This window comes from Collinsella aerofaciens (assembly GCF_039758815.1).
In the GTDB taxonomy this organism is placed as follows: Bacteria; Actinomycetota; Coriobacteriia; order Coriobacteriales; family Coriobacteriaceae; genus Collinsella; species Collinsella aerofaciens_BP.
The window spans coordinates 32,707-47,437 of the sequence record NZ_JBDMSK010000003.1; the positions used below are offsets into that span (position 1 = coordinate 32,707).

Sequence of the window (14,731 nt, forward strand, 5' to 3'; positions counted from 1 at the left end):
ACCGTTCAAGTACGTTCACCCCCGATTTCCTACCGTTCACCGGACTACAGACGGCAAAATTGCCACAAATTAGACGTTCCGTGTAAACTAAAGCCCGTAAACGTTCAGTAAACACATTGTTTACGACAGCGTATCCAAGGGTTCGGTGGCCGTAAGGGGTTATAGTCGCCGAGCCAAAGGCGTGCCTACGCCCAAACGAGTAGGCACACGATGATATGGGGAGGGGTCCCATGGCAGTAGATAACAAGCAGATTGCCACCGATGTCCTCGAGCTCGTGGGCGGTGCGGAGAATGTTTCCGTCGCCACCAACTGCATGACGCGCCTGCGTCTGACGCTCAAGGACAACAACAAGGCCGACGTGGAGAAGATCAAGAAGGTCAAGGGTGTACTGGGTTGCCAGTTCGCCGGCAGCCAGCTCCAGGTCATCATCGGCCAGAACGTGCCCAAGGTGCTCGCCGAGTTCGTCGCCATGTCCGGCGTCAAGCAGGGTGCCGCGGTCGACGAGAACCTCGACGCTCCTAAGGAGAAGTTCGAGCTCAAGAACCTGCCCAATATCATCCTCGACTATCTGTCGGGCTCCATGACCCAGCTGATTCCGCTGCTCATGGCCGGCGGTCTGTTCCGCACCATCGCTGCGGTCCTTGGTCCCACCATGCTCGGCGTTCTCTCCGATACCGATCCGACCTACACGTTCCTCTACACCACCCTGTACGAGGCCACGTTTACCTTTATCCCCATCTATCTGGGCTATGCCGCTGCTAAGAAGCTCGGCGCCTCTCCGGTTCTGGGCATGCTCCTCGGCGGCGCTCTCATGGCCCCGTCCGTCGTGAGTGTCGCGACTCAGGAGGGTGGCGGAATCATCTCCGTCTACGGCATCCAGATCGCCGCTGCCAACTACCAGCAGTCCGTCCTGCCGATCATCCTCTCGGTGCCCGTCCTGTACTTTGTCGAGAAGTTCTTTAAGAAGGTCATGCCCGACGTGCTGTCCACGGTCTTCACGCCGTTCTGCACCATGATCGTTACCATCCCCATCGCCTTCATCGTCCTTGCACCGATCGGCAACGAGATCGGCAGCCTCATCGCCAACGCCCTCTTTGGTCTTGCCGACCTTGGCGGCATCGGTATCCTGATCGTCATGGCCATCCTCGGCGCCTTCTGGCAGCTCTTCGTGGTCTGCGGCATGCACATGCCCGTCATCCTGCTCGCTCAGGTTCAGATCATCGCCGCCGGCTACGATCCCTTCGTCTTCGTTTCCACCAACTGCGCTATGGCCGCTGTCTGGGGCTGCGCCTTCGGTGCCTTCCTCAAGATGAGGAACCCCGACGAGAAGGGTCTTGCCCTGGGTTACGTCATCTCCGCCATCGCCGGCGGCGTCACCGAGCCCGCACTCTTCGGTATCCTCATGCGCTTCCGTCGCACCATGCTCGGTATGTTCATCGGCGGTGCCATCGGCGCTGTGTTCTCCGGCCTCATGGGTGTTACCTACTACCTGGCCGGCGGTGCCTCCAACTTCCTGGTCTTCACCAACTACCTGCAGGGTGGCCAGATGAACACCGTCTGGGCTATCGTCGGTATGGCGATCTCCTTTGTCATCGCCGCTGCCGTCGTCTTTGCCACTGGCTTCTCCAAGGAGGAGCTCGCCGAGATGGAGGCCTAAGGCCAAGCCATTCGGTCGTCTATGACCTTACCTACACGACAGGGCCCCGTCAGGCGCAAGCCCGGCGGGGCCCTTCTTACAAGGTAGACTGATTGGGGCGCGTGGCGTCTGCTCGCCGGGGCTTGCTAAGCGCCAGGGGCTTTCGCGCAGGGTTACCGCGAAAGAATCTGCCGGTTCGCAACTCCTTTATCAAACGAAAGGACATGCAGATGAGTTTGGGAAAGCTGACCGTTAACGGTCGTCAGGACGGCTTTTTGTGCGAGGGCAAACCGTTCTTTTGGTTTGCCGATACGTGCTGGAGCGCGTTTACGAGCATTACCGAGGCCGATTGGGACTACTATCTGACCCGTCGCGCCGAGCAGGGCATGAACGTGCTGCAGATCAACACGCTGCCGCAGTGGGACCGCTGCTGTCCCGATCTGGGCATTTGGCCCTATGCCAGCGAGGACGGCGTGCATTTTGATTGGTCCCGTCCCAACCAGGCGTACTGGGACCGTGCTGCTGCCATGTGCCGCGCTGCCGTCGAGCACGGCATTCGTCCGGCACTCGTGCTTATGTGGTGCAACTACGTGCCCGGTACCTGGGGCGCCAAGATTGCTGAGCGTTGCGGTGCCGAGGTTATGCCGCGCGAGGAGGTCCGTGCCCACGTTGCCCGCGTCGTCGAGAACCTGGGCGAGTTCGACCCCGTCTATGTGGTGACGGGCGATACCGACTTTACCAGCGACGAGGCGATCGCCTATTACGAGGATGCCCTCGACGAAGTTGTCAAGCGCGCGCCCGAAGCGTTGCGCACCATGCATATCAACCGCGGCAACCGCACCATTCCGTTGCAGTACCTGGACCGCCTGGACTTCTACATGTTCCAGCCCGGCCACAACTACGAGGGCCAGCCCGAGGCCTGGCGCCTGCCGCAGGACTTTATCGCCAACTATCCCAAAAAGCCGATGGTCAACTCCGAGCCCTGTTACGAGCAGATGGGCGCCTCGCGCAACGTGTACTGGCGGTTCACCGCGCAGGACTGCCGCGCGAGCGTGTGGTCGTCGATCCTCGCCGGCGCCAGTGCAGGTGTGACCTATGGCGCGCACGGCGTTTGGAACTGGCAGACCAGCAAGAGCCAGGGCTCGGTGCTGGGCGAGGGCTTCGATATGCCGTTCCGCTGGCAGGAGTGCCTGCAGTTTGCGGGCGTTTGGGACTTTGGCGCGATCGAGCATGTGCTTGCCGGCCTGGGCGCTACGGCTGGCGATGACGCACTTGCCGTGGTTCCGGCGCAGGAGCTGCTCGATGACGCGCGCGAGGCCATTCGTGTGGCGCGCGTTGGCGATCGTGTCGTCACGTACCTGCCGCGCACCACGGCGCTCAAGTTTAAGCTCGATAGTGTGCGCGGCTGGTCGGCGACGGCCCTCGACATGGAGGCCAAGCGTATCGCCAAGCTGCCCGTTCGCGACAATGGCGACGGCACCGTGCGCGTGGCTCAGCATTCCTTTGAGCACGACGCCCTGGTGATCCTGACGCCCGAGCACTAACGCTCGAGCTTCGATCCCGAGTTGCTCCCTCGGCCCGGGCACCTCCCTCCCTTTTCCGATATCAACAACCCAGTCCCCTTTATATGTTGCGGTGGAATAGTTCCTAAATGACAGCCCGGGGGGGGTCAAACAGGAACTATTTCACCGCAACTGCTGTTGGGGCATTTGCGCCGGATGCGTAACAGTTCGGGCATTGCGTGGATACTAAGACCCATTCTCCATTAAAATGGTTTTCCGGACATCTAAGCGGGTGGGGGTTACCATGAGGGACCTGGGAGACACAACCGCATATTTGCGTCGGGGCATTCGGGAGATTATATGCCTGGCGCTGTTCTTCTTCACGTTTTTGACGTGCGAGTATCTCTTTGATGTGCGCATAGCCGAGTTCGTGCCATCGAGTGAGGTCGTTATCTACGAGAGTATCGTCGTCGGCGCGAGCGTGATTGGCTTTTTCGTGCGCCCATTTCTGTACTATCGCCGTCCCCAGACGATCGATGCGACGAGCGATATTACAGGCGTGCTGTTGGTATCGGCGTTGCTGCTGATGATTATGGCAGTGCGGTTTGAGGTGCTAATTGCCGGCGGCCTGGTGGCGTGCTGTGCGCTGGGCTATTGCGGATCGACCGCCCATGCCAATCTTGCGCGGCGTTTTGCGCAGACGCCCTGCCTGGCGCGCGCCGTGGCGGTTTCCTATGCTGCGGGCATTTTGGTGCAGGTGCTCAACCATATGGTGATGCCTGCGGGCATTCCCCAGAAGTCTGTTCTCATTGCCTGTGCGATTGCGCTGGTGGGGCTGCTTCACGGTGCCCGCCGCGCTAAATTGCGTGATGAGCCTGCGTCCGAGTTCGAGATTGCCGAGCTATCGGTCGATGCGTCGGAGCGTGGCGCCAGGTGGCACGATGACCCCGAGGCAAAGGCGGCCTTTCAGGGTGCCGTGGTACGTCTGACGGTGGCGACCGCTTGCCTCACCGGCGTGTTCGCGGCCCTCAATGCCGGCCTTACGACCTCGCATGCCGCTGGCGCTATCGATCTGGGCGACTGGCCGCGCTTGCTGCTGGTTGTGAGCGCCCTTGCCGCCGGCGTCCTGTATGACCTGCGTGGGCGTTCGTATATGAATATCATCATGACGTGCGCCGCCATGCTGTCCACGCTCTCGTTCTTTGTGCTTATCACCGATGGCAACGGTGGCAACACGCTTGCCGCCACGATTATCTTTTACCTTGGCACGGGCTTTTTCGTGGTGTTCTTCACCGCGAAGTTCGCCGCGATTTCGATGTATGCCCGCTGGGCGTATCTATGGCCGTGCATGGGCCGTGTTATCAACAACGTTTGCTCGATACTCGTGACGGCTCCGGCGGTGGCGATTGTCTCGAGTCAAAACGTGCTGGCGGCAGTGAGCGTCGTGCTCGTGCTGTTTGTCGGCATCGCGATTTCGCTGTTGGGACAGTTTGGACAAGACGGTGAGGGCGAGGCGACGCACGGCGGGCTAGCGCTTGCCACCGACGATCTTGGCGTGAGCTGTGAGCCCGGCCGGGCCGACACGGTGCCCCTGGAGGCGCCGGAGCTTTCGTTTGACGATCGGCTCGATGGCTTCGTTGCCGCCTTTGGGCTCACCAAGCGCGAGCGCGATGTTCTGGAGGCACTGGTCGTTTCGGACGACAGCGTGCAGGACGTGGCGGCGGCACTCTTCCTTTCGCGCTCCACGCTCTATCGCCACATCGCTTCGATCAACAAAAAGACCGGTGCCTCCTCGCGCGTAGCCCTCATCAACTTCTTCTGGTCCTGGACACCCCAAGACTAGCTAGCCACCACAAAGGGGACAGGCACCTTTGTGGTGGTTTTTTATCTGCAAAAATATGAATATGAGACATTTGTCACCTGCCGTTTTGGTGCTCAAAGGCATATGAATGTGATGCTGAGCAGAGCAGAACGGAGGGGGTGCACCTATGGCGTCTCGGGGTTGCGCGTCTAATAAAACTGCGGGCGCGCTTATCGCCGTGGTGGTCTTTGCCGCGGCGGTGACACTTATGCGAGTTTACGTTGCCGGCGACCATGGCGCTCAAGGAAAGACTGCCGCGCAAGTGTCGCTCAACGATTGCGCTGCCGTTCCGGTGGCGGTCAAGCTTGTCGAGGACGGGGAGGCGCGGACGGTCTATGAGACCGACGATTCCGAACTGGTCGCATCGGCTTTTGCCGCGCTCGATGGCTGCACCGTGGGAGGTGCGGTGGATGAGCGGATGAGCGATGCCGGTCGCACGCTCGTCTTTGTCTATGAAGACGGCTCGGAGCAATCGGTGGAGTTCGAGGGCGGGAATATCGTGCTCGACAAGACGGCATATCGCCTTGACGGTGCCGATGAACTGTGGCGACAGCTAGCCGCCATCAAGAACAGCCAATGAAATGAGGGGTGTACGGGATGAGTGATTTGAGATTCTGCCCGGCGTGCGGGATGCAGCTGCCGCGGGTCGCCGGCGTGCCGGTGCGATTTTGCCCGGGCTGCGGTGTTCGGCTTGAGAGCGTTGAGGATGACCCGGGTGTCGCGGAACACGCAAATGGGGCGGCTGCCGATGATGGCGCGGGCGAAGGTTGTGAGCCGAGCGCGAACGCGCCGGTCGATGTGCCGATGCAGGATGCCGACGCCGCGTCGCCGGTCCGCGACGTGGCCGCAGCGGATGCTCCCCGCGTCGGCGACCTTGAGCTCCACACCGCATGCGATGCCTCTGGCGGCCAAGCGCTCGCGCAAGTGGCGCTGCCGCGGGGTTGGCGTATCGAAGAGGCGCATCTTGAGCGCAGCAGTAGTTTCGACTGCCCGATTTCAGTTGGCGTGACGGCGGCAGGCCCGGCGGGCGAACGCATCATGTATCGCTCCGAGCTCTGCTACGTGGACGCGGGCGCCGTTGCCAAGCGTATCCCCACGCAAACCGAGCGCAAGGCGTTTGTGCACGTGGAGGCGGCGTGCGACGAGTTAGCTCAAGCCTGCGCGGCGCAATTGGGCGCACGGGCGGAGGTTGTGGCCGAGCAACCCTATCCGTCGAGCGCGGCAGGCGATATTGAACATGAGCGTGCTCGCGTAAAGCGCGAGGCTGCAAACGACTTTGCGATTCAGGGCTTTTCGATGGAACCGAGCGATGTGGTCTATGAGTGCCGCATGCGTCGATATCGGCTCGCGGGCGTCCCGGCGCCTACCGAGCTTGCAGTGGCGGCAAAGGTCGAGGGCTATGTAGTCTCGATCGGTGGAGTCGCGGGTTCTGTGGGTAAAGGCGTTGCCGCCGGGGCCGAGGCGCTGCTGGGCGCGGGCCTTTCGAGCGGACTGATCGGTGGCGTTCTGGGTAAGCGCCTGCGCGAGCGCCAGGCAGCTGCGGCGGCGGGTCAGCGCGCCGCGAAAGATCAGGCTCCGGATCAGGGCGATTGCCCAGACGGGGCGCCGTTCAAGCTGGGCGCGGCAGACCTGTTGCAGTGGCGTATCAGGGACAGCTTCTGCCTGGTTGCGCCGGAAGGCCGTCTGGACGAGGCGGCCTCCACGGCGCTTGCCTCAATGGCGTCGACTCTGCGGCTCAACCCGTCGATTGCGCGCGAAGCGTGCGCTCAAAAGCAGCAGATGGTGCTTGAGCAGCGCCAACGCACGCAGATGAACATTGCCCAGCAGCAACAGCAGTTTGCAGCCTGGCAACAGATGCATGCCTCGCAACAGGCGGCGTTCGACAGCTACCAGCAGGCGTGGTTCGATCGCAGCGACCGTCAGCACGCCGCGAATATGGCTGCCAGCGCCGCCAATTTTTCCAGCGCGGGCGTGGGGACGGGCGCTGCCTCGTATTCCGATGCCATTCGCGGGGTCAACCATTACGCCAGACCCGACGGCACCGATGTCGAGGTCTCGGTGATGGCCGACCAGGCCTGGGTCAACGGTTCGGGCGATGTGATCGGTACACGCGATGGTTTTGAACCCGGTTTTGGCTGGACGGAGCTGCCTCGTCAATAGCGTGAGGCGGCTTATGTGTGAATCGATGCCGGGTGTGTTTCTCGGCATGGTGATAAAGAACGGGAAAGGAACAATGATGAGGGAGACGGTACTTTCGCGCACGGCATTTGTCGCGGCGGCGGGAACGGCGCTGCTGACGCTTGTGGGGTGCGGCGGACAGCGGACGCAGGATGCGACGGGCTTTAACGACGACCGCCCGGTAAAGGACAAGATGGACGCGGGTGCGACGTCGGGCGATTCCGGCGACGCGGACAGCGGCTCGGGCGCGGACAGCGGCTCGGCGGATGCGTTCGATACGTGGTCGGATGATTGCTGGGATGCGCACCGCAACATCAGCATCTCGGCACTCCTCGAGCTTAAGGGCTGGCAGTTGCAGGAGTTTGCCTCGCAGCAGGGCTATACCTGGCAAGACGCGCTCGAGATGTACGAGGACGAGGCGGGACACGTGCTCAGCGTCTGCAATATCAGCAAGGACGGCGCGACCGAATGGCTCGGCGAGGACGAAATCGGAAAGCTCGACAAGGGCGGCACCGGAAGCACCGTGATGTTCACGCTGCAACTTTCGGGCTATTCGAGCTGCGAGGATGTTATCGCGGGCTTTTCCGTGCCGGTCGAGGACCGGGCGCAGATTACTTCGGGCTCATGGATCGCGTGCGTATACGGTTCCAACATGGCGCGGCACGTTGCCATGGTGAGCCCGATGGAAAACGGTGACTACCGCTTGGATCTCATTACCGAGGAGGCTATCAAGACCGGTAGGTTTACCCAGGGCGGCGGTGCTCCGACGATAGACGAATTTTGGCAGGAAAAGACTGGACGCGCGCTCGGCTAGGTGCGACGTGGCCAATACCATAGCGAGGGACGAACATGATGAATGAAGTGGTGATGAGCCGTGCGGCCTTTGTGGCAGGCGCGGGCGTGCTGGCTTGTGCGCTGGCTGGCTGCTCGGGCGGATTGGGCGGCGCGGGCGGTGCCAAGAAGGCGACCACGGCGGACGCCGCCTGTGTAGACGACAACGCCAACGTGACGGTCTATGCTGCGATCAACTTGGACGGCGCCGACCTGGTGCGCCTGCTCAAGCATCAAAACTATGAGTGGCAAGGCGAGAGCGTGGGCTACGGTGCCGCCGATGACGCGGGGCTTTTCGCCTTTACCTTTTCTAAGATTTCGGATGACGTGGACGAACTTGCGAACAGCGCGATACCGCTTTCGGAGTCCGAGTACGAGGAACTTGAGCCGGGCGGCGGAGATGATAGCGTGGCGATTTTGCTCTCGGTGGGCGGCTATACGACGGGCGATCGTGCGCTCACCGGCGCAATCGGCGATGCGGCGATAGTGCAGGAGAAGTGCACAATCGACGATTCCGTGTATTGGCTGGTCAAGGCGCTCGACGGCAGCCGTTACGTGATTTCGGCCTACGACACCGAAGATGATGGCGACAGCGCGCATGACATCTATATCTATAGTGAGTCTTTTATTCACACCGGTTATCTGAGCGGCGGCGACCAAATCGATATCGACGAGCTCTGGAGCCGCCTGACTAACGCCTCATAGCGCACCAAAACCACCACAAAGGGGACAGGCACCTTTGTGGTGGTTTTGCCCTTGGGCTGTCTACTGAGGCGGTTCACCGTGCTACAGCAGCTCGCCGTGGCGGGCGATGTAGCGGCGCTTTGCCAGCTGGGTGAGCGCGATGTAGGCGGTGACGATGCCGATGAGCAGCGCGAAAAAGCTCGCGGGTAGCGTCATGAGACCGAGCGCATCGGCGATGGGGCTTGCTGGCAGCCAGGTGACGAGCGCCAGGCCCAGCACGGTGAGAGCGCACAGTGCCGGCGCGGCGTGGTCACGCGGGCTCGGCAGGCGCGGGGAGCGCAGCATGTGGATCACAAGCGTCTGCGACCACATGGACTCGACAAACCAGCCGCTCTGGAAGAGCGCCGCAAAGGCTGCCATGCCCGTGACGTTGCCCGCGGCGGCAAGCTCGGACCAGCTTGCGCCTACGGTGGCAGGGCACACCACAAAGAAGAGCGCGGCGAAGGTCACGATGTCAAACAGCGAGCTCACGGGGCCCAGCTCGAGCATAAAGCCCTTGATGGACGCGGCGTCCCAGGCGCGCGGACGGGCAGTCCAGGCGTCGTCGACGGTGTCCCACGGCAGCGCGATGCATACGATCTCGTAGACCAGCGACAACAGCACCAGTTGCAGGGCGCTCATGGGCAAAAACGGCAAGAACAGGCTCGCGACGGTCACGGACAACACATTGCCAAAGTTGGAGCTCACTGTGGTCTCGAGGTACTTGAGCAGGTTGCCGTAGGTGCGGCGGCCTTCGATGATGCCGCGCTCGAGCACGCCCAGGTCCTTCTGAAGCAAGATGATATCGGCGGATTCCTTGGCAATGTCGACGGCCGAATCGACCGAGATGCCGCAGTCGCTCGCACGCATGGCGGCGGCGTCGTTGATGCCGTCGCCCATAAAGCCCACGGTGTGGTCGAGCATCTCGCGCATGACGCGCACCAGGCGTGCCTTCTGCAGTGGCGAGAGCTTGGCGAAGAGGTGGGTTTTCTCGGCGCGCTCGGCAAGCTCGGCGTCATCGAGTGCATCGATCTCGGAGCCGAGCAAGACGTTGCTCGCATCGATACCAATCTGCTCGCAGACGGTGGCGGCGACGCGGTCGTTGTCGCCGGTCAGGACCTTGACCGCCACGCCCTTGGCTTCGAGCGTGGCGACGGCTCCCGCGGCACTTGCTTTGGGCGGATCGAGGAAGGCCAAAAAGCCCATCAGCACCATGTCGCATTCGTCGGCGATGCTAAACTCGCCCACGCAGCGCGGATCGGTCTTCTGTGCCACGGCAATCACGCGCAGGCCCTCGGCGTTAAGATCGGCGACCTGCTTGCGAATCTGGGCGAGCTTGTCTTCGGCGAGCGGCCGGGCGATGCCATCGACCTCGACAAAGGAGCAGATCTCGAGCATCTCTTCGGCAGCTCCCTTGGTAACCATCTGTGTTTTGCCTTGGGCGTCGGAGACAACTACGCTCAGGCGACGGCGCGAGAAATCGAAGGGCACCTCGTCGACCTTGGTATAGCGGTCGCGCAGGCTCTGGCCCAGCATGGAATCGGGTGCGACGGTCGAGGGTGTCACATCGGCACGGTCGATTACGGCCAGGTCGATAAGATTTTTGAGGCCGGTCTGGAAGAAGCTGTTCAAAAACGCATGGCGCAGCACGCGTGTGTCCTCGTTGCCGTTGGTGTTGAGGTAGCGCTCGAGTACGATGCGGTCTTCGGTGAGGGTGCCGGTCTTGTCGCAGCACAGGACGTCCATGGCGCCCAGGTTTTGAATCGCCGGCAGCTCCTTGACGATAACCTGGCGACGGGCGAGGTCATTGGCGCCCTGTGACAGGCTCGTGGTCACGATGACGGGAAGCATCTGCGGCGTGATGCCCACGGCCACGCTCGTGGCGAACAGCAGCGCGTCGATGACGTTGCCCTTGGTGGCGGCGTTGATGGCAAAGACGGCCGGCGCCATAACGAGCATCAGGCGCACCAGCAGCATGGAGACGCTCGAGACGCCGCGGTCAAACGCGCTCTTCTCGCTGCGCCCGTTGAGCATCTTGGCGATACCGCCCAGGTAGGTGTCCGAGCCGGTGGCAACGACAAGTGCCATGGCGGTGCCATTTTGCACGGAGGTGCCGGTAAAGACGATGTTCTTGCAGGCAGAGAGTGGCAGCGCGGAGCCGTCGGCGCCCTCGACGACGGTGACGGCAGCGGTCTTCTCGACTGCCTCGCTCTCGCCGGTGAGTGCGGACTCGATGACAAACAGGTCGCGCGCGGTGATGATGCGGGCATCTGCCGGCACCATATCGCCGGCAGAGAGACGGATCACATCGCCGGGGGCGAGCTCGTCGAAGGGGATCTCGATGTGCTCGCCGTCGCGCAGGGCGGTGCAAGTGTTGGAGACCAGGTCCTTGAGGGCCTCGGCCGCATTGCCGCTGCGGGCTTCCTGGATAAACTTCATACCGCCCGATACCAGCAGCATGATGCCGATGACGATGACCGTGGAGGGGTCGCGCTGCGGCTCGGGCACGGCGAGCACATCGATGTAGAGCGAGACCAGCGCAAGCGCGGCGAGGATGCCGGCGAAGGGATCGATGAACGCGTCGGCGATGCGGCGGGCGAGCGTCTTGGTCGGTGCCTCGATGGTGTTGGGGCCGGAGGCGTACAGGCGCTCGGTTGCCTGCTCGGCGGTGAGGCCGTTTGCCGTGGCGTCAAGCAGTACGAGAGCGTCATCGGCACTATGGGTGGTGGCGAATATGGTGTTCTTGGACAGGCCGGTGTGAGCGGCAGGGCGTGCCGTGCGGCGGCGCTTGGAGATGGCTTCGAGAACCGTGGCGGTTTTGAGCATCAGCATAGGGTCCTCCTTGTTGAAGGGAGTTAGCGTACGTGTCGTATTGAGTTGCAAAAAACCTAGATGTCGCTCACGTCAAGCTCACGAACCACCACAAAGGGGGCAGGCGCCTTTGTGGGGGGTTGACGATCTGTCGGTGGCGTTTATGCGTGTGCGGAGTCCTCGCGGCGTGCCGAGGGCGACATGCAGGTTTTTCGACTAGGACTGCCTTCCATGGCACACCTCCTAAAGGCTGAGCGCAGCGCGCTTTGGGTATCTCGTACCCCTTTTTAATCCGCCCGTATTCTTGATGAGGGGGTTTGACATGTCAACCCCATTGTTCGGAAAACCATTCCCTCTGACAAAGCCTTTACAGAATGCCGTGGCCTCAAAGCGCGCCCGCATCGACGCTTCGCCTGCGCTAAACTGGAGAGCACGTACGCGATTACGAGAGGAGCCCGCATGGAGGCTTACAAGCAAGAGTTCATCAAGTTTATGGTCGAGTCCGACGTCCTTAAGTTCGGCAGCTTTACGCTCAAGAGCGGCCGTCAGTCCCCGTTCTTTATGAACGCCGGTGCTTACGTGACGGGCTACCAGCTCAAGAAGCTGGGCGAGTATTACGCCCAGGCTATCCACGATAACTTTGGCGACGACTTTGACGTGCTGTTTGGGCCGGCCTACAAGGGCATTCCCCTGGCCGTCGTGACCGCGATTGCCTACCACGAGCTGTACGGCAAGGAGGTCAAGTACTGCTGCGACCGCAAGGAGGCCAAGGACCACGGTGCCGATAAGGGCAACCTGCTGGGTTATGAGCCCCAGGACGGCGACCGCGTGGTCATGGTCGAGGACGTCACCACCAGCGGCAAGTCCATCGACGAGACCTATCCCAAGGTTAAGGCTGCTGCCGATGTCGAGATTAAGGGCCTGATCGTTTCCCTCAACCGCATGGAGGTCGGCAAGGGCGGCGTGACCACCGCGCAGAAGGAGATTGAGGCCAAGTACGGTTTCCCCGTCGCGAGCATCGTCTCCATGGCCGAGGTCGTCGAGACCCTCTACAACCACGAGATCGACGGCAAGGTCGTCATCGATGACGAGCTCAAGGCAGCCATCGACGCCTACTACGAGCAGTACGGAGCCCGAGAGTAGTTACGGCGTTTTACCAAACGCCGTAACAGCTCGACGCTGCAAACCCGCCAGAGCGGCAATCTGCCTTTCAACTTCGGCGGCATGACCAGAAGGTCAATGCCGCCTCGTTTCAAGGCACCTTGCTCGCTCTGGCGGGTTTTCGCTGTCGCTACCAAAACATCGGCGTCATCTTGCTCCAAATGTGGCACTTGGGGACGTTCCTTTTCTGCCGGCAGTTTGGGACACTCCTTGTTGGGGTGGTCATTAGGGACGTTCTTAAATGACTACTCAGGATGAGCGTCCAAAAATCCGCGCTCGTTCGATTGGCGCATGTCTGCGCAGCGTAGGTTGTCGAGCCTGGCCTTCAAATGGATACTGACTGTCGAACCGGTTCACTCCATTTCTTCAATTTGATTGGACAGCCCATGAACCAGACACGGCAAACCAATGCCTCCCATACTTTTTTGGCAGCGCATGCCATCAAGCAGCTGCGCGAAGAGCGCGGCCTCACCCAGCGCGCCCTGGCGGAAAGCCTTGGCGTGACCGATAAAGCCGTCAGCAAGTGGGAATCCGGCCGCGGCCTTCCCGACATTTCCCTCGTTGAGCCTTTGGCCCAGAGACTCGGCATAAGCGTGGCCGAGCTTTTGGCTGGTGACATTCGGGCCAACGCCAACCGTGCAGGCAATATGCTCAAAGGCGTCTTTTACGTTTGCCCTATCTGCGGAAACGTTGTGCACGCGCTCGGAGAAGGCAGCTTTAGCTGCTGTGGCTCCACGATGTTTCCCCAGGAGGCCGAAGAGCCGGACGCGGACCACGCCTTTTCCATCGAGCGCATCGAGGACGATTGGTACGTCACGCTCGATCATCCCATGACCAAGGATCACTACATTAGCTTTGTGGCATATGCGACTATGGACGGCATCTGCTTTAAGAAGCTCTATCCAGAGCAATCGGTGCAGCCGCGCTTCCATATTACCGGGCGCGGCAGGATATATCTTTACTGCAACCAACACGGACTCTTTACGTCGCTGACGCCTCGCAAATAACGGCTGTCTATCCGCCCTCCTCATGCGTTCCCGGGGGACCCAAAATGAGCGTGGATAATCTCCCGGTTTTGGCCTGTGTGCGGGCTCAAAATGGGAGATTATCCACGCTCGTTAGGCTAGTGTCCGAAAATCCACGCTCGTCGCTACTTGAGTCCGGGCAGGCGGGTGTAGGGGAACGAGCGCTCTAGGAACTCGGAGCAGCGGGCGTAATCTTTGGCAAAGTAGCTGCTATAGAGCGAATCGAGTACGTATTGCACGGCGATATGGCTGGCGAACTGCGTGATGCGGTGCGTTATGCTCTCGTGGTCGCTTACCGTGAGATAGGCGGCAAAGCCGGGGTGAATGCGGGCACAGTGCGGCGTGCCGATGACGATGACCGGGACATGTCGACTGCTAAGGATCGGCAAGATCTCCTTGAGGTTGGGGGCAAGGCCGCTGTAGGAGATGACGATTGCCACATGGTCGGGACCCGAGGCGAGCGCCGTGCGCACCTGCGCCTCGACGCTGTCGTGGCACGTCGCGCTTTTGCCGGCGGAAAGCAAGCGATCGCGGAACATTCCCGCTGGATACAGGTTATGCGAGCCCGTGTAGATGTCCACGGTGCCGGCGCGCATGATGAGCTTGGCGGCGTGGTCGAGCTGTGCAGGGTCGAGCAGCTCCTGCGTTTCGGCCAAGGTGGTCTGGTAGAGCCCCTCCATGCGCTCCATCACCTGCGCAGGGGTGGAGGTGGCATCGAAGGGAAAGTTGATGTCCACGTCGCGCCGGTTGCCCGCCTCGGTCGCCTGGCGGATGAGCTCGACCTTGAGGTCTTTGAATCCCTCGAGGCCGAGCTTTTTGCAAAAGCGGTGCACGCTCGCGACCGAAACGTTGGCGCACGCGGCAAATTCCTTAATGGAAAGCCCGCGCACATCCTCACCCATGGCGAGGGCCGTTCGCCCAAGTTGTTGCTCGGTGGGGGTGAGGCTTTTGCCCTGCGTGATCTTCCGCCTGATATCCATATGGCTCCTATGCGTTTGCGTC

At 61.3% G+C, this 14,731-nt stretch carries 11 protein-coding genes; 9 read left to right on the forward strand and 2 right to left on the reverse strand.

Features of this window, described 5'->3' with window-relative positions:
- The first annotated feature begins 230 nt into the window (after window positions 1-230).
- From ABHT90_RS03200 to ABHT90_RS03230, 7 genes are all read left to right on the forward strand, one after another.
- Complete coding sequence (locus ABHT90_RS03200) at window positions 231-1,658, forward strand: PTS transporter subunit EIIC (RefSeq protein WP_346981585.1); 1,428 nt, start codon at window positions 231-233, stop codon at window positions 1,656-1,658.
- Between the two features lie 209 nt (window positions 1,659-1,867).
- The gene (locus ABHT90_RS03205) at window positions 1,868-3,181 is read left to right on the forward strand and encodes a glycoside hydrolase family 140 protein (protein WP_346981587.1); all 1,314 of its coding nucleotides are present in this window, start codon (window positions 1,868-1,870) and stop codon (window positions 3,179-3,181) included.
- A gap of 262 nt (window positions 3,182-3,443) precedes the next feature.
- Window positions 3,444-4,982, forward strand: coding sequence for a helix-turn-helix transcriptional regulator (locus ABHT90_RS03210; RefSeq protein WP_346981589.1), 1,539 nt, complete (start codon window positions 3,444-3,446; stop codon window positions 4,980-4,982).
- Window positions 4,983-5,127: 145 nt separating this feature from the next.
- The gene (locus ABHT90_RS03215; protein ID WP_346981591.1) at window positions 5,128-5,580 is read left to right on the forward strand and encodes a hypothetical protein; all 453 of its coding nucleotides are present in this window, start codon (window positions 5,128-5,130) and stop codon (window positions 5,578-5,580) included.
- 17 nt (window positions 5,581-5,597) lie between these two features.
- Window positions 5,598-7,160 (forward strand): hypothetical protein, encoded by a 1,563-nt coding sequence (locus ABHT90_RS03220; RefSeq protein WP_346981592.1) that lies wholly within the window; start codon window positions 5,598-5,600, stop codon window positions 7,158-7,160.
- A 76-nt stretch (window positions 7,161-7,236) separates the two neighbouring features.
- A complete protein-coding gene (locus ABHT90_RS03225) occupies window positions 7,237-7,992 on the forward strand; it encodes a hypothetical protein (RefSeq protein ID WP_346981593.1) in 756 nt (251 codons plus the stop codon).
- A gap of 35 nt (window positions 7,993-8,027) precedes the next feature.
- Window positions 8,028-8,714, forward strand: coding sequence for a hypothetical protein (locus ABHT90_RS03230; protein WP_055285325.1), 687 nt, complete (start codon window positions 8,028-8,030; stop codon window positions 8,712-8,714).
- Between the two features lie 81 nt (window positions 8,715-8,795).
- Here ABHT90_RS03230 and mgtA read toward each other — a convergent pair whose 3' ends face one another.
- On the reverse strand, window positions 8,796-11,564 hold the full coding sequence (gene mgtA / locus ABHT90_RS03235; protein WP_346981594.1) for a magnesium-translocating P-type ATPase: 2,769 nt from the start codon (window positions 11,562-11,564) through the stop codon (window positions 8,796-8,798).
- Between the two features lie 438 nt (window positions 11,565-12,002).
- Here mgtA and pyrE point away from each other — a divergent pair, with 438 nt between their 5' ends.
- Together pyrE and ABHT90_RS03245 are read left to right on the forward strand one after the other, a co-directional pair.
- Window positions 12,003-12,686 carry an orotate phosphoribosyltransferase gene (gene pyrE / locus ABHT90_RS03240; RefSeq protein ID WP_117630014.1) on the forward strand — a complete coding sequence of 228 codons (684 nt, stop codon included), beginning with the start codon at window positions 12,003-12,005 and terminating at the stop codon, window positions 12,684-12,686.
- A 404-nt stretch (window positions 12,687-13,090) separates the two neighbouring features.
- Window positions 13,091-13,711, forward strand: coding sequence for a helix-turn-helix domain-containing protein (locus ABHT90_RS03245; protein ID WP_055250846.1), 621 nt, complete (start codon window positions 13,091-13,093; stop codon window positions 13,709-13,711).
- A gap of 143 nt (window positions 13,712-13,854) precedes the next feature.
- On the opposite strand, the gene ABHT90_RS03250 is transcribed toward ABHT90_RS03245, so the two are convergent.
- Entirely contained in the window at window positions 13,855-14,709 is an 855-nt protein-coding gene (locus ABHT90_RS03250) for a MurR/RpiR family transcriptional regulator (protein WP_346981595.1), read from the reverse strand.
- Window positions 14,710-14,731: the final 22 nt, after the last annotated feature.

Excerpts from the sequence above, each read along its gene's own strand:
- ABHT90_RS03230 (WP_055285325.1), top strand. The coding sequence starts at position 8,028 with ATGATGAATGAAGTGGTGATGAGCCGTGCGGCCTTTGTGGCAGGCGCG.
- ABHT90_RS03220 (WP_346981592.1), top strand. The coding sequence starts at position 5,598 with ATGAGTGATTTGAGATTCTGCCCGGCGTGCGGGATGCAGCTGCCGCGG.
- ABHT90_RS03205 (WP_346981587.1), top strand. The coding sequence starts at position 1,868 with ATGAGTTTGGGAAAGCTGACCGTTAACGGTCGTCAGGACGGCTTTTTG.
- ABHT90_RS03215 (WP_346981591.1), top strand. The coding sequence starts at position 5,128 with ATGGCGTCTCGGGGTTGCGCGTCTAATAAAACTGCGGGCGCGCTTATC.
- ABHT90_RS03200 (WP_346981585.1), top strand. The coding sequence starts at position 231 with ATGGCAGTAGATAACAAGCAGATTGCCACCGATGTCCTCGAGCTCGTG.
- ABHT90_RS03210 (WP_346981589.1), top strand. The coding sequence starts at position 3,444 with ATGAGGGACCTGGGAGACACAACCGCATATTTGCGTCGGGGCATTCGG.
- ABHT90_RS03250 (WP_346981595.1), bottom strand. The coding sequence starts at position 14,709 with ATGGATATCAGGCGGAAGATCACGCAGGGCAAAAGCCTCACCCCCACC.
- ABHT90_RS03225 (WP_346981593.1), top strand. The coding sequence starts at position 7,237 with ATGAGGGAGACGGTACTTTCGCGCACGGCATTTGTCGCGGCGGCGGGA.
- pyrE (WP_117630014.1), top strand. The coding sequence starts at position 12,003 with ATGGAGGCTTACAAGCAAGAGTTCATCAAGTTTATGGTCGAGTCCGAC.
- ABHT90_RS03245 (WP_055250846.1), top strand. The coding sequence starts at position 13,091 with ATGAACCAGACACGGCAAACCAATGCCTCCCATACTTTTTTGGCAGCG.
- mgtA (WP_346981594.1), bottom strand. The coding sequence starts at position 11,564 with ATGCTGATGCTCAAAACCGCCACGGTTCTCGAAGCCATCTCCAAGCGC.